This is a genomic window from Rhodanobacter sp. C06 (assembly GCF_002001105.1).
In the GTDB taxonomy this organism is placed as follows: domain Bacteria; phylum Pseudomonadota; class Gammaproteobacteria; order Xanthomonadales; family Rhodanobacteraceae; genus Rhodanobacter_A.
Genome location: NZ_MUNP01000038.1, coordinates 53,758 through 71,209, shown reverse-complemented (window position 1 = coordinate 71,209; position 17,452 = coordinate 53,758). Strand labels below are relative to the sequence as shown.

General features: G+C 68.0%; 19 protein-coding genes and 1 tRNA gene. 13 read left to right on the top strand and 7 right to left on the bottom strand.

The window, feature by feature from the left end:
- Nucleotides 1-129: 129 nt before the first annotated feature.
- Nucleotides 130-205: transfer RNA gene (locus B0E52_RS05860), tRNA-Glu, on the top strand.
- A 298-nt stretch (nucleotides 206-503) separates the two neighbouring features.
- The gene (fdxA, locus tag B0E52_RS05855; protein ID WP_077482540.1) at nucleotides 504-827 is read left to right on the top strand and encodes a ferredoxin FdxA; all 324 of its coding nucleotides are present in this window, start codon (nucleotides 504-506) and stop codon (nucleotides 825-827) included.
- Nucleotides 828-935: 108 nt separating this feature from the next.
- Here the strand turns inward: fdxA and B0E52_RS05850 are convergent, their stop codons facing one another.
- Both B0E52_RS05850 and dapA read right to left on the bottom strand, forming a co-directional pair.
- Nucleotides 936-1,499 (bottom strand): hypothetical protein, encoded by a 564-nt coding sequence (locus tag B0E52_RS05850; RefSeq protein WP_077482538.1) that lies wholly within the window; start codon nucleotides 1,497-1,499, stop codon nucleotides 936-938.
- A 52-nt stretch (nucleotides 1,500-1,551) separates the two neighbouring features.
- Nucleotides 1,552-2,445: a 4-hydroxy-tetrahydrodipicolinate synthase gene (dapA, locus tag B0E52_RS05845; RefSeq protein ID WP_077482536.1), complete on the bottom strand. Its 894-nt coding sequence runs from the start codon at nucleotides 2,443-2,445 to the stop codon at nucleotides 1,552-1,554.
- A gap of 116 nt (nucleotides 2,446-2,561) precedes the next feature.
- On the opposite strand from dapA, the gene B0E52_RS05840 reads away from it, so the two are divergent.
- From B0E52_RS05840 to B0E52_RS05810, 8 genes are all read left to right on the top strand, one after another.
- Entirely contained in the window at nucleotides 2,562-3,122 is a 561-nt protein-coding gene (locus B0E52_RS05840; RefSeq protein WP_174575541.1) for an ACT domain-containing protein, read from the top strand.
- Between the two features lie 104 nt (nucleotides 3,123-3,226).
- Nucleotides 3,227-3,688: a peroxiredoxin gene (locus B0E52_RS05835; protein ID WP_077482534.1), complete on the top strand. Its 462-nt coding sequence runs from the start codon at nucleotides 3,227-3,229 to the stop codon at nucleotides 3,686-3,688.
- Between the two features lie 82 nt (nucleotides 3,689-3,770).
- Nucleotides 3,771-5,150, top strand: a complete 1,380-nt coding sequence (locus B0E52_RS05830) for a PhoH family protein (protein ID WP_077482532.1) — start codon at nucleotides 3,771-3,773, stop codon at nucleotides 5,148-5,150.
- A gap of 7 nt (nucleotides 5,151-5,157) precedes the next feature.
- Nucleotides 5,158-5,607 carry a hypothetical protein gene (locus B0E52_RS18300; RefSeq protein WP_139351599.1) on the top strand — a complete coding sequence of 150 codons (450 nt, stop codon included), beginning with the start codon at nucleotides 5,158-5,160 and terminating at the stop codon, nucleotides 5,605-5,607.
- Nucleotides 5,608-5,610: 3 nt separating this feature from the next.
- Nucleotides 5,611-6,399 (top strand): bifunctional hydroxymethylpyrimidine kinase/phosphomethylpyrimidine kinase, encoded by a 789-nt coding sequence (thiD, locus tag B0E52_RS05825; protein ID WP_077482530.1) that lies wholly within the window; start codon nucleotides 5,611-5,613, stop codon nucleotides 6,397-6,399.
- Nucleotides 6,400-6,475: 76 nt separating this feature from the next.
- Nucleotides 6,476-7,414, top strand: coding sequence for an aspartyl/asparaginyl beta-hydroxylase domain-containing protein (locus B0E52_RS05820; protein ID WP_077482528.1), 939 nt, complete (start codon nucleotides 6,476-6,478; stop codon nucleotides 7,412-7,414).
- A gap of 59 nt (nucleotides 7,415-7,473) precedes the next feature.
- Nucleotides 7,474-8,400 carry an RNA polymerase sigma factor SigJ gene (sigJ, locus tag B0E52_RS05815; protein WP_077482526.1) on the top strand — a complete coding sequence of 309 codons (927 nt, stop codon included), beginning with the start codon at nucleotides 7,474-7,476 and terminating at the stop codon, nucleotides 8,398-8,400.
- A 46-nt stretch (nucleotides 8,401-8,446) separates the two neighbouring features.
- A complete protein-coding gene (locus B0E52_RS05810) occupies nucleotides 8,447-8,905 on the top strand; it encodes a carboxymuconolactone decarboxylase family protein (RefSeq protein WP_077482524.1) in 459 nt (152 codons plus the stop codon).
- 26 nt (nucleotides 8,906-8,931) lie between these two features.
- On the opposite strand, the gene B0E52_RS05805 is transcribed toward B0E52_RS05810, so the two are convergent.
- Entirely contained in the window at nucleotides 8,932-10,077 is a 1,146-nt protein-coding gene (locus tag B0E52_RS05805; RefSeq protein WP_168174135.1) for an acyltransferase, read from the bottom strand.
- A gap of 218 nt (nucleotides 10,078-10,295) precedes the next feature.
- Here B0E52_RS05805 and B0E52_RS05800 point away from each other — a divergent pair, with 218 nt between their 5' ends.
- Nucleotides 10,296-10,946, top strand: coding sequence for a DUF2306 domain-containing protein (locus B0E52_RS05800; RefSeq protein ID WP_168174133.1), 651 nt, complete (start codon nucleotides 10,296-10,298; stop codon nucleotides 10,944-10,946).
- A gap of 17 nt (nucleotides 10,947-10,963) precedes the next feature.
- Nucleotides 10,964-12,352, top strand: a complete 1,389-nt coding sequence (locus tag B0E52_RS05795; protein ID WP_077482517.1) for a serine hydrolase — start codon at nucleotides 10,964-10,966, stop codon at nucleotides 12,350-12,352.
- Here B0E52_RS05795 and B0E52_RS05790 read toward each other — a convergent pair.
- The 4 genes from B0E52_RS05790 to grxC all read right to left on the bottom strand — a co-directional run bounded on the left by B0E52_RS05790 (nucleotide 12,318) and on the right by grxC (nucleotide 15,580).
- Nucleotides 12,318-13,496 carry a helix-turn-helix transcriptional regulator gene (locus B0E52_RS05790; RefSeq protein WP_254426720.1) on the bottom strand — a complete coding sequence of 393 codons (1,179 nt, stop codon included), beginning with the start codon at nucleotides 13,494-13,496 and terminating at the stop codon, nucleotides 12,318-12,320. The genes B0E52_RS05795 and B0E52_RS05790 overlap by 35 nt on opposite strands.
- An 81-nt stretch (nucleotides 13,497-13,577) precedes the next feature.
- Nucleotides 13,578-14,591 carry an isocitrate dehydrogenase gene (locus B0E52_RS05785; protein ID WP_077482515.1) on the bottom strand — a complete coding sequence of 338 codons (1,014 nt, stop codon included), beginning with the start codon at nucleotides 14,589-14,591 and terminating at the stop codon, nucleotides 13,578-13,580.
- A gap of 318 nt (nucleotides 14,592-14,909) precedes the next feature.
- A complete protein-coding gene (locus B0E52_RS05780) occupies nucleotides 14,910-15,320 on the bottom strand; it encodes a carboxymuconolactone decarboxylase family protein (protein WP_077482513.1) in 411 nt (136 codons plus the stop codon).
- Nucleotides 15,317-15,580 carry a glutaredoxin 3 gene (grxC, locus tag B0E52_RS05775; protein ID WP_077482510.1) on the bottom strand — a complete coding sequence of 88 codons (264 nt, stop codon included), beginning with the start codon at nucleotides 15,578-15,580 and terminating at the stop codon, nucleotides 15,317-15,319. Before grxC ends, B0E52_RS05780 begins: the two co-directional genes overlap by 4 nt.
- Nucleotides 15,581-15,760: 180 nt before the next feature.
- Here grxC and B0E52_RS05770 point away from each other — a divergent pair, with 180 nt between their 5' ends.
- Nucleotides 15,761-17,449 (top strand): M48 family metalloprotease, encoded by a 1,689-nt coding sequence (locus tag B0E52_RS05770; protein WP_077482508.1) that lies wholly within the window; start codon nucleotides 15,761-15,763, stop codon nucleotides 17,447-17,449.
- The last annotated feature ends 3 nt before the right edge of the window (nucleotides 17,450-17,452 follow it).

The following is a 17,452-nucleotide window of genomic DNA, read 5'->3' as shown; positions in this document are numbered from 1 at the left end:
GCGGGTATCGGGTCCGGCTCGCAGCCATGGCGGCGGCGCAACGGCCTGCAGCCGCTCATCTTACCTGCCGTCGCCGGGTCATTGCCGGGCGAAACATTTCCGCTATACTAGCGCGCTCCGCGCCAATCCGCTCCCATCGTCTAGTGGCCCAGGACACCGCCCTCTCAAGGCGGGAACACGAGTTCGAACCTCGTTGGGAGCGCCATTATTCATGCGATTCGTCCGGAATCGCTGCCCGGCGCGGCAATGCGACAAGCTTCAAGCACTCGCCTTGCCCAAGCGCCAACCGCGGCCACCCATGGCCGCACTCTTCAAGAACAGCCGGCACGATCAAACGGTCGTGCCGTTTGCTTTTGCAGCGACAACCACGGCAACCGCCCTCCAGTCTGCGCAACAGACACAGCAGCCATGCCCGTAGCCGGCAGGCACTGCCATCGGCGACTTCTCACCCGGCGCACGTTGCAGTCATACTTGCCAACGCCACAACGCTAGAGCCCCGCCCCATGACCTTTGTCGTCACCGACAACTGCATCAAGTGCAAGTACACCGACTGCGTGGAAGTCTGCCCGGTCGATGCCTTCCACGAAGGCCCGAACTTCCTGGTGATCGATCCGGACGAATGCATAGACTGCACGCTGTGCGAGCCGGAATGCCCGATCAACGCGATCTATCCGGAAGACGATGTGCCCGCCGGCCAGGAGGGTTACGTGGCGCTGAACGCCGAACTGGCGAAGGCGTGGCCGGTGATCACCGAGCGCAAGGACGGCCTCGCCGACGCGAAGGACTGGGAAGGCAAGCCCGACAAGCTCAAGCTGCTGGAGCGCTGAAGGCCGGGACTGGGGACGGCAGAACGCTGCAAGCCGCCCCTTCAAGGCACCGCAACGAAAAATGCCGCCCATCGGGCGGCATTTTTCGTTGCGGGAACGGCGGCGGAATCAGCTGCCCATGCCCTTCTTCAGCGCATCGATCAGCTTGGCGACCGCACCCTCGTCGCCCTGCACGCGCACTTCGCTGGCGCTGCTGCCGCTGGGGTTCACGGTGACCTGCACCGCATGCGTGGCGGTGTCGGAGCCGGCCTTGCTCTTGTCGTGATGGAACATGCGACCAAAGAAGCCCCGCTTTTGCGCCGGTGCCACGCCGCCCACCACGTTCACCGCATAGCTGTGCGCGCTGTCGTCATGGCCGGTTACCTGGCCCGCGCTGCCACCGGCCAGGAACTGACCCACCTTCTGGTAGGTGCTGTCGACGCTATCGGATACCACGAAGGCGTCGGAGATCGCGCCGGGCACGGGCGCAGCCTGCGGCTGGTTCGAGCCCGGCGGCGGGATCACCAGCGCGGCATTCGCCGGCGGGGTGTCCAGGCCCGGCGGGATTTCCAGCGGGGACTCCTGCTTGGCGGTTTCCCACGCCTTCGTGGAGCGGAACATGCCGCAACCGGAGAGCAGCAGGCCCGCGAAGGCCAGCGCCGGCAGGGTCACGAGGAGCGAGGATTTCTTCATGCAAGGGATTCCGTGGAAAGGTCGGTTACGGCACAGCCAAGAGCGAATTCGGTCAGGCGGCATGCGCCAAGGATGCCAGACTGGACAGCGCCTCGCGCAAACGAGCGCGATCTGGCCCCTCGGCGAGTTCCACCAGCGGCAGCCGCGGCAGCGCCGAACCCAGCCCCAGCTCCGGCAGGCCGGCCTTCACCGCGATCGGGTTCGGTGCGCAGTTCATCGCTTGCAGCAACGGCGCCAATGCATCCTCGCAGCGCGCGGTGGCGGCGCGGTCGCCGCCGGTGGCCGCGTCGCACATCGCGCGAAACGCCTTGGGCACCAGGTTCGCCACCACCGACACGGTTCCGGCCGCGCCAGCCAGCATCGCCTGCCCGGCCGTGCCGTCGTCGCCGGTGAGATAGACGAAATCCGCGCGCGCAAGTTCCGCAGTCGCGCGAATGCGCCCGGCATCGCCGCTCGCCTCCTTGATGCCGACGACCATGGGATGCTCGCGCAGCAGCGCAGTGGTTTCCGGCAGCAGGTCGCAGGCGGTGCGCACGGGCACGTTGTAAAGCAGCACCGGCAGGCCGCCGTGTTCGGCCACTTCGAGGAAATGCCGGCGCATGCCTTCCTGGGTGGGACGCACGTAGTACGGCGTTACCACCAGCGCGGCATCGGCACCCAGTGCCTTGGCGCGACGTGTGGCGGCCACGGTCTTCGCGGTGCCCGCCTCGCCGGTGCCGGCGATCACCGGCATGCGGCCGGCGACGTGCTCCAGCGCGAACGCGAGCAGGCGGTCGAACTCGTCGCGCTCGAGCATGTGCGCCTCGCCGGTGGAACCGGCCACCACCAGCGCCTGCGTGCCGCCGGCGAGCTGATGGTCGAGCAGGCGCGCGAACGCCGGCAGGTCGAGCGTGCCATCGGGCGCGAACGGCGTCGCCAGCGCGCAGATGCTTCCGCGAATATCCAAGGCTCGGTTCCGCTGCAGATTCAGACCGGCCATGTTACTTGCGGCCTTGCCGGAGCGGCAAGTAAGCTGGCCGGCGCGATTCCCGCGCCGCGCGGGATCCGGCACAGGCCATCCCATTGAAACCGACGCCCTCCGCCCGTTCGGGCAGCGACAACCAGTTGCTGATCCACGCGCTGACCTCCACCACCCACTCGCCGCTCACCGCGCTGACCCGCCGTATCGCGGACGCCGGCTGCAGCCTGGCCGAGTCGCGCGTGGCCACGATCGGCAACGAGGTATCGATGATGCTGCTGGCGAACGGCGCCTGGGACGCTCTGGCCAAGCTGGAGACGGCGCTGAACAAGCTGGCGCGCGACGAGAACCTGCGGCTCGCGCATTACCGCACCGCGCCGCGCGAGCCGAACTCGCACCTGCTGCCCTACATGGTCGAGATCATCTCCGCCGACCGCCCAGGCATCGTGGTGCGCATCGTGGAGTTCTTCAGCCAGCAGGGCATCAGCGTGGAGCAGCTGCATTCCACCCGCTACCACGCGATGCAGACCGGCGCGGAGATGTTCCAGGCGCAGTTCACGATCGGCATTCCGGCCGACGTGCACATCGCCGCCTTGCGCGACGATTTCCTGGAGCTGTGCGACGGCCTGAACCTGGACGCGATCATGGATCCGGTGAAGTTCTAGCTTGCGCCCTGCGGGGATGCCTGACAAGGCTGTCTCCGTCACATCCATCGCGCTAGTCTCTGCCTCGCACACAGGCGAAACCCCGTCGGGTTTCCGGAGAGACCATGCCAGACCTCGGAAAGAAGGCCCCCGCCCTCAGCGGCACCACTGGCGACGGCTCCACGCTCAGGCTCGCCGACCTCAAGGGCCAATGGGTAGTGCTGTATTTCTACCCCAAGGACTCCACCCCCGGTTGTACCACCGAAGCGCAGGACTTCCGCGACCTGTACCCGAAGTTCTGCAAACGCCACGCCGAGATCGTCGGCGTCTCGCGCGACTCGGCGAAATCCCACGCCAATTTCGCCGCCAAGCAGGAACTGCCGTTCCCGCTGGTCTCCGATCCGGACGAAACCTGGTGCCGCGCCCTCGACGTGATCCACGAGAAGGTGCTCTACGGCAAGCGCCACATGGGCGTGGTGCGCAGCACCTTCCTGATCGATCCGGATGGAAAGCTCGCCGCCGAGTGGCGCGGCGTGAAGGTGCCGGGCCACGCCCAAGCCGTACTCGACGCCATCCCCGCCAAGTGACCGCCGCCCTTTTCGTCGCTGTCGCCGCGGCATCCCGCATGCCGCGGTCCCGTTGCATCTCCACTCACGAGGTTCCTGCCGCATGACCGCAAGCAAGCGCATCTATGCCCTCGATACCAATGTGCTGCTGCACGACCCCACCTCGCTGTTCCGTTTCGAGGAACACGACGTGTTCATCCCGATGACGGTGCTGGAGGAACTGGACGAGAAGAAGAAGGGCGCCTCGGAAGTCTCGCGCAACGGTCGCCAGGTCAGCCGCTTCCTCAACGAGCTGATCGTGCGCGGCAACGGCCACGGCATCAGCAACGGCCTGGAGCTGGCCAGCCCGCAGGGCATCAAGCTCAAGCGCGGCGGCGCGGTGGGCCGGCTGTACTTCCAGCAGCGCACCAGCGCGAACCACGGCAAGGCGGACAACCTGATCCTGGCCGCGGTGATCGAGTTGCGCGACCAGAACCCCGACCGCGCGGTGATCCTGGTCAGCAAGGACATCAACCTGCGCATCAAGGCCAAGATCTACGGCATCGATGCGGAGGACTACGAGAACGACCGCGCTCTGGACGACTTCGCCCTGCTCTACACCGGCTCGGCCGCGCTGCCCGAGGACTTCTGGGACAAGCACCCCGAAGTGCAGTCGTGGAACGAACGCGGCCGCACCTACTACAAGCTCGATCGCCACGAAGACGAGGACTGGTACCCCAACGAATGCCTCTACCTGCCCGGCGAGGGTGGCGTGGAACTGCGCGTGCTAAAGATCGAGGAAGACAAGGCCACGTTCGCGCTGATGGACGACCACAGCCACGCGAACCACCACGTCTGGGGCATCGCCGCGCGCAACCGCGAGCAGAACTTCGCGCTCAACGCGCTGATGGACCCGGACGTGGATTTCGTCACCTTGCTCGGCACCGCCGGCACCGGCAAGACCCTGCTCGCACTCGCCGCCGGCCTCGCCCAGGTGATGGACCAGCAGCGTTACCGCGAGATCATCATGACCCGCGCCACGGTGTCGGTCGGCGAGGACATCGGCTTCCTGCCCGGCACCGAGGAGGAGAAGATGACGCCGTGGATGGGCGCGCTCACCGACAACCTCGAAGTGCTGGCCAACCCGGAGGAAGGCGGCAGCTGGGGCCGCCAGGCGACGAACGACCTGCTCGCCTCGCGCATCAAGATCCGCTCGCTGAACTTCATGCGCGGGCGCACCTTCCTGTCGCGCTACCTGATCATCGACGAGGCGCAGAACCTCACACCCAAGCAGATGAAGACCCTGATCACCCGCGCCGGCCCCGGCACCAAGATCGTCTGCCTGGGCAACGTGGAGCAGATCGACACGCCCTACCTCACCGAAACCACCTCCGGCCTCACCTACGCGGTGGATCGCTTCAAGCAGTGGGAGCATTCAGCGCACGTCACCCTGCGCCGCGGCGAGCGTTCGCGACTGGCGGACTTCGCGTCGGAGGCGTTGTAGTTTCGCCATGAAGTACCTGGCTGCCATTGCTGGTTCAATGCTGTCGTTGGCAGCCATCGCTGCCGAACCATCCGCTTGGCTGCAGGCCGCTCCAGCCAACCTCGGCGGTGCTACCGAAAAAATCCCTGACAGCTCTTTTTTTGAGGTGCCTGTTTCGCTGCTCGACGCCGCAACATCGGAGTTGCGAGACAAGGCATTTGTCCGCCAATACGCGCAGGGAGCCGCCCATTTCGGTCACGAGGACTTTGCTTGCCCTGGCAAAAGCAGGCCTTATCTCGTCCGCGCCCTTTACAGCAATGGAGGCACGGGAGGATTTGTACTCTCATGGATTGGAGATTCGCTGATCGTTGGTCATGTCTCGCTCGGGCCTCAAGGGACAGTTCTCAAATCGGCCTTGTTTGCCTGTCTCACCAAAGAACCGGCTCAGGTCTACAGCTCGATCAGCGGAGCCATGTGATCGATGGCCCCGCTACTCCAACCCCCCATCGCCCTCACTATCGCCGGCTCCGACTCCGGCGGCGGCGCGGGCATCCAGGCCGATCTGAAGACCTTCCACGCCCGCGGCGTGCATGGCTTGTCCGCCATCGCCGCGATCACCTCGCAGAACACGCGCGGCGTGAGCGCGGTGCATCCGGTGCCGCTGGCGCATATCCGCAGCCAGATCGCCGCGGTGTTCGACGACTTTCCCGTCGCCGCGGTGAAGACCGGCATGCTGGGCAGCGCGGCCATCGTGCGGCTGGTGGCGCGCGAGATGGCCGCGCGCAAGCCGGCGTGGCTGGTGGTCGATCCGGTGATGATCGCCACCAGCGGCGCACGCCTGCTCGACGAAGGTGCGATCGCGGTGCTGGTGGACGAGCTGATCCCGCTGGCCGACGTGCTCACGCCCAACCTGCCCGAGGCCGAGGCGCTGCTGGGCTATCCGATCCGCGGCGCAAAGGACTGCATGCAAGCCGGTACCGACCTGCTCGCGCTGGGCGCGCGCAGCGTGCTGCTCAAGGGCGGCCACGGCAGCGGCCGCGAGGTGGTGGACCGTTTTTTCGACGCGCGCGGCGTGCTGGAGCTGCGCCACCCGCGCTTGAAGCTGGAAGCCCACGGCACTGGCTGCACGCTGGCCTCGGCCATCGCCGCCGAACTGGCCAAGGGACTAACGCCACGCGGCGCCGTGCGGCGCGCCGTGGCCTACGTGCAGCGCGCACTGGCGCAGGGCTACCAACCCGGCGGTGCACCGCTGCGCGTGTTGTCGCACTGAACGCGCGCGCTGCGGCGGTTCACGGCACCGGCGCTAGAATGGCGCACTGTCCCGCCTCTCCCGGCCGCCCGCACCGATGACTCCGCGCCTCGTCCTGCTGCTCCTGATCCTGCTGTTCGCGCTGTGCGTGCTGCTGGTGCACCTGCGCGGGCGGGCGCGGTTGCGCTTCGACCGCCAACTGGTGGACCACTCGGCGATCTTCGCGCCCTACAACCTTTTGATGTACGCGTTCTCCGCGGTGCCGGCGCGTCCCATTCTCGACCGCCGCGGCTTTCCGCAGCTGGACCTGCTGCAGGCGAACTGGCAGACCATCCGCACGGAAGCCCTGTCGCTGTTCGACGAAGGCCACATCCGCGCCGCGCAGAACGGCGCCGACGCCAGCTTCAACAGCTTCTTCAAGCAGGGCTGGAAGCGCTTCTACCTCAAGTGGTACGGCGAGCCGCTGGCCTCGGCCGAGGCGCTGTGCCCGCAGACCGTGGCGTTGCTGAAATCCATCCCCAGCATCAAGGCGGCGATGTTCGCCACGCTGGCGCCGAACAGCCGGCTCAATCCGCACCGCGATCCGTTCGCGGGCTCTCTGCGCTACCACCTCGGCCTGATCACGCCGAACTCGCGCGATTGCCGCATCTTCGTCGACGGCGAGGAGCACGCCTGGGGCGACGGCAAGGACGTGGTGTTCGACGAGACCTACGTGCACTGGGTGGAGAACAAGACCGACCAGACCCGGGTGATCCTGTTCGCCGACGTGGAACGCCCGCTGCGCACGCGCTGGATGAGCGCGATCAACCACCGCGTGGGGGCGTTCATGGGCAAGATCACCGCTTCGCCGAACACCGAATCGCCGGAGGAGAAGACCGGCTTCGTCAACCGCGTGTTCGCGCTCAACCAACGCAACCGCGAACGCAACCGCGCGTTCAAGAAGAAGCACCCGAAGCTGTTCCGCACACTGAAATACCTGGGCATGCTGGTGCTGGCATGGCTGATCGTCTGCGCGCCGTGGCCGTTCGTCCGCTGACGCGGTAACGCCAAGGGGCGCCCGCGCGTCCTTGCCGCGATCCCTTCGAGGAAACCGCCATGGATCCGCAAACCGCCCTGTTCCAGCAACACCGCCCGCGGCTGTTCGGGCTGGCCTACCGCATGCTCGGCACACCCGCCGACGCCGAGGACGTGCTGCACGACGCCTGGCTGCGCTGGCACGCGCAGGACACCGCCGCACTGGACGACCCGGAGGCGTGGCTGGTCACCGTGACCGCGCGCATCGCGCTGGATCGCCTGCGCCGTGCGAAAACCGAGCGCGAACACTATCCCGGCCCGTGGCTGCCCGAGCCACTGCTGGAAGAAACCGCGCCCGCCGCAGGCGCCAGCACCGAGACGCCCGAGGCGGCGCTGGAGCGTGATCAGAGCCTCACGCTCTCCTTCCTCACCCTGCTGGAACGACTGGGCCCGGAGGAGCGCGCTGCCTTCCTGCTCAACGAAGTGTTCGACTACAGCCATGCCGAGGCGGCCGCCATCCTTGGCATCAACGAGAACGCCTGCCGCCAGCGCGTGCATCGCGCCCGGGTGCGGCTGCGCGAGGACCGCCCGCGCTACAGCGTGGACGCGCGCGCCCAGCAGCGCCTGCTGCAGCGCTTCGTCACGGCGATGGAGCAACCCACGCTGGAATCGCTGCAGGCGCTGTTCGCCGAGGACGCCATCCACATCTCGGACGGCGGCGGCGTGGTCGCCGCCACCTTGCACCCGCTGCACGGCGCCGAGCGGCTGGCGCGGCTGTACCTGCAGATCGCCCACAACACGCGCTTGCAGCCGCTGCGCTACAGCCTGCTCACGCTCAACGGCGCGCCGGCGCTGCTGGCCTGGGCCGGCAACACGCTGACCACCGCGATCTGGATCGAGGGCGACGGCGAGCACATCACCGCCATCCATGCGCTGCGCCATCCGGGCAAGCTGGCGCGGCTGGCGGCGACTGTCACGAATCCACCGGTTGGCACGTCCTTGCATTGAACGGTCCACCCGACCGTCGTCCGCCCACTGACCGAGGAGTCACCCCATGACCCGCATTTCCATCCAGCGCCACTACGCCACCATGCAGCCGCTGGTCAAGCTCGGCGAGGAGATCCGCGCACGCGGCCACCTCGATGCGAAGCTGGCCGACTTGATCCTGATGCGCTGCTCGCAGATCAACGGCTGCGCGTTCTGCCTGGACATGCACAGCAAGGATGCCCGCGCCGCCGGCGAGACCGAGCAGCGCCTTTACCTGCTGCCCGCCTGGCGCGAGACCAAGCTGTACAGCGAGGCCGAGCAGGCCGCGCTGGCCTTCGCCGAGGAACTCACCGAGCTGCCCTCGCACGAGTCGGTGTCCGACGCGCTGTACGAGCGGCTGCACCAGCATTTCGACGATGCGGCCGTGATCGACCTGGTCCTGCTGATCGGCCTGATCAACACCTGGAACCGCCTCAACATCGCCGTGCGCACGGAAGGCGGCCACTACAAGCCCGCGTCGCACTGACGCGGCAGGCGCATCCGCGCAGGCTCTCAACCGCCTGCGCGGATGCGTGCGAACATCCCCCGCGCCTTCGCCTGCATGGCACCCGGCAAGGACTTCAGCCGCAACGCCGGCCGCTCGACCAGGTGCCACGACAACACCGCCAGCAGCATGGCCAGCGGCCAGGCCAGCAAGATGTTGCCCGCCGGCGTCAGCCGTGGGGCGAGCTGCGCCACCAGCTGCTGCATCGGGTAGCCCCACAGGTACAGGCCATACGAGTAGTCGCCGAAACGCAGGCAACCCAGCCACGGCGACGCATAACCGAACGCGAACACGAAGGCGGTCAGCGCCAGCGCGAACACGAACGGATAGAGCGGCGTCGCGTGCAGCAGCCACGCCAGCGCGGCCAGCACGGCCACGCACCACCAGCCGGTCGGGATGCGCTCGCGGTTGACGCAGCAGAACACGCCCAGCGCGAAATAACCGGCCAGCCGCAGGAACGAAGCCAACGGCACCAGCGGCACGTGCGCCGGCGCCAGCAGTCCGCAAACGAACAGCACCGCCAGCAGCAGGTGGCAGCACCAGCGCCGCGACAGGATGCCCAGCACGCCCGCCAGCGCCACCCACAGGTACATGCGCACCTCGGCCGGCAGCGTCCAGATCGAGCCGTTGACGTACGCCAGCTTCGGATTGCCGGTGAACACGCCGGGCAGATCCCAGACCAGCCCCTTGCCCAGTTGCACGTTCTTCGACACGTAGCGCATCACTTCGTGGCTGCCGTAGTAGTCGTGCAGCGGCAGGCTGGTGCACGCGGCACCCAGCACGAAAGCCGTGCCCAGCAGGCAGAGCAGGTAGGCGGGATAGATGCGCAGCAGGCGCGCCCACAGGAAATCGCCAAGGTGCCGCCGGCGCAGGTAGCTGCCGGCGATCATGAAGCCGCTGACCGCGAAGAACACGTTCACGGCCAGATCGCCGGAGTAGCTGCCCCAGCCCAGCCAGACGAAGACGTCCGGCCAGCCTTTGCCTCCGGTAATGGCCGGCGCATGGCCGTAGATCACCAGGCTCGCCGCCAGCAGCCGCAGCAGCAGGAAGTTGTCGCGGCCGCCGGCCAAGCCATCGGCCACGGTGGCGACGCGCCGTGTCGCCGGACCGCGCCAGCCTCCCCGCAAACCCGACAGCCATTCCCTCGCCCTCATGCACACTCCCGTCGACCGGCACCGACGCCAGCGACGTAGCGGCAGGCGAACGCGCATCTTAGCGGCAGTACCCGCCATCAGGCCGGGGCCGGACACGTACGAATCCGCCGGATCGCACCTGCATGGCCCGGCAGGCCGTACGGTTCCGCCGCCCCGGACGAAGCCGGAACGCCATCACCGCATGCTGGCTGCTCCTTCCGACGAGCGGGAACAGTCCCATGCACGAACGATCCGCCAAGCTCCTGCGCGGCCTGGCCATCCTGGCCTTCGCCACGCTTTCGATCGCGGTCGCCGCCTACGCCTTCGCCTACCTGTATCGCGAGCATTCGCCGCACAACCGCTTCGCAGCGCAGTTCGCCGTGTCGGGGCTGGACGTGCCGGCGCACTTCTTCGGCGCCGGGCTCGCCCTGCTGCTGACTCCGCTGCAGCTGAGCGCCACCGTACGCCGACTCGCGCCACGCCTGCACCGGCTGGGCGGTTGGCTCGCCGCCAGCGGCATCCTGGTGGCGGCGCTCGCCGCCCTGTCGATGTCCCGGCACACGCAAGGCGGCGCAGCCAGCGGCGTGCCGCTGGCCGCGCTGGCCCTGGTCTGGCTGTTCTGCATGGGCAGGGGCATCCACCGCATCGTGATCGGCGACGTCGCCGGCCATCGCCGCTGGATGTGCCGCACCGCCGCGTTGACCTTCGCCGCGGTGACCTTGCGGCTGATCCTGGGTGCCGGCATCGCGCTGCACCTGCCGCCCCTGTCCGTCTACGTCTTCGCCACCTGGGCCTGCTGGCCGCTCAACCTCGCCGCCTGCGAGCTGTTGCTGCGCCAACGCGGCGCCCGCCTGCACCCATCCGCCATCGCCGTGGCCCCGCATTCGTGAAACACGGGAAGAACACCATGATCATGCGCATCCTGAAAACCATCCTTGGCCTGGTGCTGCTCGTCGTGCTCGCGGGCACGGCTTGGCTGGGCACCGCGGGCCGCCCCCTGCTGCTCATCGCCACCGGCTCGACCAGTCAGGGCCTGTGCGACGCGGCCTTCGTCAGCCATGTCGACCCCGACCGCGTATTCCGCGAACAGCACGCGCCCATGCTGCGCGGCATAGCCTGGGCGTTCCGCTGGCACGTGGACCGCACGCGGCGCGAAGCGCGCGCCAGCGTGCTGGGCGCCTTCGGCGCGCGCGCCGTGTTCCGCCCCGGACTGGGCTGTCTGCTGGTCCACGGTGACGGCCCCGTACCCGAGGCCGCGGGTTTCGAACCCTCGCCCATCGCCAGCCCATACCCGGACCACGTGGTCGCGTCGGACGACGCCGCCATCCGCGCCGCGATCGAACGCGCTTTTGCCGAACCCGACCCCGTGCATCCGCGCAACACCAAGGCCGTCGTCGTGCTGCACGACGGCCGGCTGGTCGCCGAGCGCTATGCGCCGGGCTACGGGCCGGACACGCCGATCTGGGCGCATTCGCTGACCAAGTCGCTGACCAATGCGTTGATCGGCATCCTGGTGCGCGAAGGCAAGCTGCGGCCGGACCAGCCCGCGCCGATTCCCGCCTGGCGCCGGGTCGGTGACCCGCATGGCGGCGTCACCGTCGACCAGTTGCTGCGCATGGACAGCGGCCTGCCGTTCGACGAGACCGATGGGGTGGTGAACCCGCTCACGCGCATGGTCTTCCTCCAGCGCGACATGGCCGCCTATGCGGCGGGCACGCCGCTGGCGCATCCGCCCGGCACCCACTGGGCCTACGGCAATCTGGACTACGTGCTGCTCGGCCGCATGGTCAGCGACGCCGCCGGCGGCAGTGCCGTGGACGCCGAACGCTTCGCGCGGCGCGAGCTGTTCGCGCCGCTGGGCATGGCGCACACGGTGATCCAGGCCGACGCCACCGGCACCCTGGTCGGCTCGGGCGGCAGCTACGGCACCGCGCGCGACTTCGCCCGCTTCGGCCAGCTCTATCTCGACGACGGCGTGGTCGACGGCCGGCGCATCCTGCCCGCGGACTGGGTGGCCTACAGCCATTCGCAGACGCTGGACACCGGCTACGGCGCCGGCTTCTGGCTGAACATCAAGCACGACACCCGGGTGCCGGTGTGGAACGCGCCCTGGGGCATGCCGCAATTGCCGAAGGACATGTACTACGCGCGCGGCGCGTTCGGGCAGTACGTGGTGATCGTGCCGTCGGAAAAACTCGTGGTGGTACGCATGGGCATCTCGCTGGACTACGGCGACCACACCGGCGACCTGGTGGCGACGATCATCCAGGCCCTGCACGCCCGGCCGTCGCCGTGAGCGACCGCGCCTTGCGGTAGGCGCTGGGCGTGTCGCCGACCTGGCGCTTGAACGCGGCGTTGAAGGTGGACTTGGAGGTGAAGCCGCAGGCGTAGGCGATGTCGAGGATGCTGCGCGTGTCGCCGGCATCGGCGAGGCAGGCGCGCGCCGCCTCCACGCGCAGCCGGTTGATGTAGTCCCAGAACGTGCCGCCGAAGCGGCGGTTGATCACCGCCGACACCAGGTACTCGGGATAGCCGCTGCGTTTCGCCACTTGGCCGATGCTCAGCGCCGGCTCCAGGTACAGCGGCGCGGCGCCGTCCATCAGCGCCGCGAGCCGTGCCTGCACCGCGTCGTAGCGTGCATCGTCCGGTTCAGCGCTCGCAGCGGGCGCTGCCGTCGCCTCGTCCGCCGGAGCGGCCTCGGGCTCGATCGCCACCGGCGGCTGGCCCAGGCTGAACCAGCCCACCACGCAGATCCAGCCCGCGATGGCGCCGAACAGCAGGCCGTAATTGAGGATCGGCAGGTAAATCAGCGCCTGCACGATGGCGATGCACCAGATCACCACCTGGCAGGCCGCCATGGCGTCGATCCAGCGCAGCGACAGGCGATCCGCGTCGGAACGTCGCTCGCGCAGGCGCTGGCGGTAACGGTGTACCCGGACCAGCGCCGCCGCCACGTAGCTGAGGCTGTAGACGAACAGCGCGATGTCGAACCAGTGGCCGATCGAGCGCTCGCCAGCAATCCAGCTCGCCGACATCGCCTGCAGCCGTGCCGTGCTCGCCAGCAGCACGTGGCCGGTGACCAGCAGCATCGCCGCGAAGCCGAGCAGGTGCCGCAAGTCGCGCCAGCGGAAACCGACGCCCCGGGTCAGCGCCCGCACGTAAAGGAAGAACAGGCTGCCGTAGAGAAACGGAAACAGCGCCACGAAGCGGTAGGCGCGGAACCATTCCGGCGCCAGCGTGTGCCAGTAGGCCGCCTTCACCGCGAGGTCGAGGCCGGTCAACGCCACCCACACGGCGAGCAGGCGGTTTGCCTCGCGATTGGCGGAGCGGCGCCACAGCGCCAGCGCCAGCAGCGCGGCCTGCACGGCGGCGGCGATGTAGACGTAAACCCAGAACGCGATGTCCATCGGATAGTCGGGCGGCAGGCTCGGAACGCCCATGCTAGCAATCGCCACCGCACGCTCCAAAAACGGCAAGGCCGCGGGCGATGCCGCGGCCTTGCATGGTCATGTCGCGAGCGTTCAGGCCGCGACGCGCTTTGCAATGGCGGCACCGAAGCTCTCGGTGCTGCCATTGCCGCCGAGATCCGGTGTCACGCTGTCGCGGTCGTTCGTCATCGTGTCGCGGATCGCGGCACGCAGCTTGTCGCCCTTGTCCACCATGCCCAGGTGGTCGAGCATGTCTGACGCGGCCAGCAGCAGCGCGCAGGGGTTGGCGATGCCCTTGCCGGCGATGTCCGGCGCCGAGCCGTGCACGGCCTCGAAGATCGCCGCGTGCTCGCCGATGTTGTCGCCCGGCGCCAGGCCCAGGCCGCCGACCAGGCCCGCGCAGAGGTCGGACAGAATGTCGCCGAACAGGTTGGTGGTGACGATCACGTCGAACTGCTCGGGCTTCATCACCAGCTGCATGCAGGTGTTGTCCACGATCATCTCGTTGAACTCGATCTGCGGGTATTCCTTGGCGATCTCGCGCGCCACGTTGAGGAACAGGCCCGAGGCGGTCTTGATGATGTTGGCCTTGTGCACGGCCGTGACCTTCTTGCGACCCTTCTTCATCGCCAGCTCGAACGCGTAGCGCACGATGCGGCTGGAACCCTTGCGGGTGTTGCGCACCATCGAGATCGCGGTCTCGCCGTCCTCGGACAGACTCTGCCCCTCGGACAGGTACGCGCCCTCGGTGTTCTCGCGCACCGTGATGATGTCGATGTTGTCGAAGCGCGCCTTGGTGCCGGGGAAGCTCACCGCCGGACGCACGTTGGCGTACAGGTCGAAATGGCGGCGCAGGGTGACGTTGATCGAGGTGAAGCCGCCGCCGATCGGCGTGGTCAGCGGGCCCTTCAGCGCCACCTTGTGCTCGGCGATCTTGTCCAGCGTGGCCTTGGGCAGCAGGTCGCCGTGCTTCTCCAGCGCCACCATGCCGGCGTCGACGAAGTCGTAGGTCAGGCCGCAGTCCAGCGCATCGAGCACGCGCAGCGTGGCGGTCATGATCTCCGGGCCGATGCCGTCGCCCGGGATCACCGCAATGGTCTTGCTCATGGGGGAAAACTCCTTGGGGAATGAAACCGTCGATCGGCGCCAGGAGAGCGGCGCACCGGATCGATAACCTTGCAATTATCGCCCATCCATACGGCAGCGAACAGCCGGGAGCATGCGCAAGGCGTTGAAAATCCTCGCACGCAGCGTTGCGGGAACTCGCATGCTCGGACTCTTCTTCCTCTCCCCCGGGGAGAGGATCGAGGTGAGGGGACAATCTTGCGGCGACGCCCGATCGGAGCGAGTCTCGAACTGACGCTGTCGCAAGAACCTCCCCTCACCCCAAGCCCTCTCCCCATCGGGGAGAGGGAGAAAGCAGCGTCAGGCGTGGTCGCTGCAGCCGCCGGGCACGGCGTCGCCGGCTTCCAGTTGGTCGAGGAAGTCCACCGCGCGACGCAGGTGCGGGATCACGATGGAACCGCCCACCACCAGGCCCACGCTGAAGGTCTCGAAGAACTCCTCGCGGCTGACCCCGGCCTCCTTGCACTGGGCCACGTGGTAGCTGATGCAGTCGTCGCAGCGCAATACCATCGAGGCGACCAGGCCCAGCAGCTCCTTGGTCTTCACGTCCAGCGCGCCGGGCTTGTAGGTCTGCGTGTCCAGCGCGAAGAAGCGCCGCACCACCTGGTTGTCCTCGGCGAGGATGCGCTCGTTCATGCGCTGGCGGAACGCGGTGAACTCGGCCAGGCGATCCTTGCCGCCGTCCTTGCCGTAGCCTTGGCCGCCGCTCATGCGGCTGCGCCCAGCAATTCGGCCAGCTTGCCGCTGCGCTCGGCGGCCACCAGGTCGTCGTAGCCGCCCACCAGCTGGTCGTTGACGAAGATCTGCGGCACGGTACGGCGGCCGCCGCTGCGCGCCAGCATGGCTTCGCGCTGCGCGGGATCGGTGTCCACGCGGATGTCTTCCCAGCTCAGGCCCCTGGCCTTGAGCAGGTTCTTGGCTGCCACGCAGTACGGACAGACCGCGGTGGAATAGACTTCGATCTTGGACATCACGAAACTCCGATTGCCTGCGCCGCAAAATGGGGGCGAAAGCCCCTGGAACAAGCCGCTGTACGGTGAACCGACACCGCCGCACGCGGTCATCTATTGAATAGTGTGGCCAGGATGGCAGCCCGTTTGATCCTCGCGATCAAGGATGATCGCAGCAGTCGCTCATTGTCCCGCAAACCCATGCCCATGTCGCCACGACGCCCCGCCAAGCGCCTGCTGACCGCCCTGATCCTCGCCGGCCTCGCCTTTGCCGCCGGGGCGCAGGACAACGTGCGCCTGCCCGACCTCGGCAGCTCGGCGAACGCGCTGATCTCGCCGCAGGAAGCGCAGGACTACGGCGCCGCGATGCTGCGCCAGATGCGCGCGCTTGGCATGGTGGTGGACGACCCGCTGCTGGATGACTACATCAACGACCTCGGCTTTCGCCTGGTGGCCGCCTGCGCCAGGCCGCGCGACCACTTCGCGTTCTTCATCGTCAAGGACGACGAGATCAACGCCTTCGCCGCGCCCGGCGGCTACATCGCGGTGAACTCCGGCCTGATCACGATCACCCGCAACGAGAGCGAGCTGGCCGGCGTGATCGCCCACGAGATCGGCCACATCACCCAGAACCACCTGCAGCGCGCGTTCGAGGCCTCGAAGAAGGACGCGCCGCTGATGGCGCTGGTGCTGCTGGGCGCGATCGCCGCCGGCACCGCCGGCCGCGGCGCCGGCGACGCACCGATGGCGGTGCTGGCCGGCGGCCAGGGCCTGCTCGCGCAGAAACAGATCAACTTCACCCGCAAGGACGAGATCGAGGCGGACCGCGCCGGCATCCAGACGCTGGCGAACGCCGGCTTCGACCCGAACGCGATGGCCGCGTTCTTCGGGCACATGGAGGACGTGATGAGCGCCGGCGCCGGCGGCCAGGTACCCTCGTTCCTGCAGGACCATCCGGTCACCAGCGACCGCATCGCCGACGCCAAGGCGCGGGCCGGCGCGCTGATCGCCGCGCAGAAGCTGCGCCCCTCCGGCGATACCCTGCTCAAGGGCCAATGGGAGCAGATCACCGCGCCGATGCCGTTCGTGCGCGCGCCGCTCCGGCTCGACCGGAACGCGGCCGACCCGAACGGCCTCGACACCTATGCGCTGATGCGCGAACGGGTTCGGGTACTGGCCGGCAATGCCATGCGGCTGACCACCTGGTACGGCAGCAACCTCAAGGACCACCCGGATTTCGACACGCCGGCCAACCGCTACGGTTACGCGCTGGCGCTCACCCACAGCGGCCGCGGCGCGCAGGCGATGGCACAGTTGCAGCCGCTGCTGAAGGCGCACAAGGACAGCCTGATCCTCAACTTGGCCCTGGCCGACGCCGAACTGCAGGCTGGCCAGCGCGACGCGGCCTTGGCGCTGTACCACGGGCTCAACGAACAGTCGCCACGCAACAAGGCGGTGGCGCTGGCCTACGCCACCGCGCTCACCGACGGCGGCGACAAGACCCAGGCCGGCACCGCGGCGGACCTGCTGCGCCCGCTGCTGGAAAACAGCGACCAGCCCGAGATCTACAGCGCCTACGCCCGCGCCAGCGAGAAGGCCGGCGACGGCGAGCGCGCCGGCGAAGCCTTCGCAGACGCCAGCTACTACTCGGGCCGCCCGTTCGACGCGATGGAGCAACTGAAAAACCTGCTCAAGCGCGACGACCTCAGCTACTACGCCCGCGCGCGCATCCAGGCGCGCATCGCCGAACTCACCCCGCTGGTGCTGGAACTGCGCAAGCGCAAGATCGAGACGCCGGACAACCCCGCCACCCGGAACGGCTCGCAACAGCTCGGAAACGAGCGCTGCGCGGGAAACCTGTGTTTCGGCCTGGGTGCAGGCTCTTATTGAAAA

Bases quoted from the DNA above. Each gene is read 5' to 3' on its own strand.
- fdxA (WP_077482540.1), top strand. From the start codon at position 504: ATGACCTTTGTCGTCACCGACAACTGCATCAAGTGCAAGTACACCGAC.
- B0E52_RS05850 (WP_077482538.1), bottom strand. From the start codon at position 1,499: ATGAAGAAATCCTCGCTCCTCGTGACCCTGCCGGCGCTGGCCTTCGCG.
- B0E52_RS05835 (WP_077482534.1), top strand. From the start codon at position 3,227: ATGCCAGACCTCGGAAAGAAGGCCCCCGCCCTCAGCGGCACCACTGGC.
- B0E52_RS05830 (WP_077482532.1), top strand. From the start codon at position 3,771: ATGACCGCAAGCAAGCGCATCTATGCCCTCGATACCAATGTGCTGCTG.
- B0E52_RS18300 (WP_139351599.1), top strand. From the start codon at position 5,158: ATGAAGTACCTGGCTGCCATTGCTGGTTCAATGCTGTCGTTGGCAGCC.
- thiD (WP_077482530.1), top strand. From the start codon at position 5,611: ATGGCCCCGCTACTCCAACCCCCCATCGCCCTCACTATCGCCGGCTCC.
- B0E52_RS05820 (WP_077482528.1), top strand. From the start codon at position 6,476: ATGACTCCGCGCCTCGTCCTGCTGCTCCTGATCCTGCTGTTCGCGCTG.
- sigJ (WP_077482526.1), top strand. From the start codon at position 7,474: ATGGATCCGCAAACCGCCCTGTTCCAGCAACACCGCCCGCGGCTGTTC.
- B0E52_RS05810 (WP_077482524.1), top strand. From the start codon at position 8,447: ATGACCCGCATTTCCATCCAGCGCCACTACGCCACCATGCAGCCGCTG.
- B0E52_RS05805 (WP_168174135.1), bottom strand. From the start codon at position 10,077: ATGAGGGCGAGGGAATGGCTGTCGGGTTTGCGGGGAGGCTGGCGCGGT.
- B0E52_RS05800 (WP_168174133.1), top strand. From the start codon at position 10,296: ATGCACGAACGATCCGCCAAGCTCCTGCGCGGCCTGGCCATCCTGGCC.
- B0E52_RS05795 (WP_077482517.1), top strand. From the start codon at position 10,964: ATGATCATGCGCATCCTGAAAACCATCCTTGGCCTGGTGCTGCTCGTC.
- B0E52_RS05790 (WP_254426720.1), bottom strand. From the start codon at position 13,496: ATGGGCGTTCCGAGCCTGCCGCCCGACTATCCGATGGACATCGCGTTC.
- B0E52_RS05785 (WP_077482515.1), bottom strand. From the start codon at position 14,591: ATGAGCAAGACCATTGCGGTGATCCCGGGCGACGGCATCGGCCCGGAG.
- B0E52_RS05780 (WP_077482513.1), bottom strand. From the start codon at position 15,320: ATGAGCGGCGGCCAAGGCTACGGCAAGGACGGCGGCAAGGATCGCCTG.
- grxC (WP_077482510.1), bottom strand. From the start codon at position 15,580: ATGTCCAAGATCGAAGTCTATTCCACCGCGGTCTGTCCGTACTGCGTG.
- B0E52_RS05770 (WP_077482508.1), top strand. From the start codon at position 15,761: ATGCCCATGTCGCCACGACGCCCCGCCAAGCGCCTGCTGACCGCCCTG.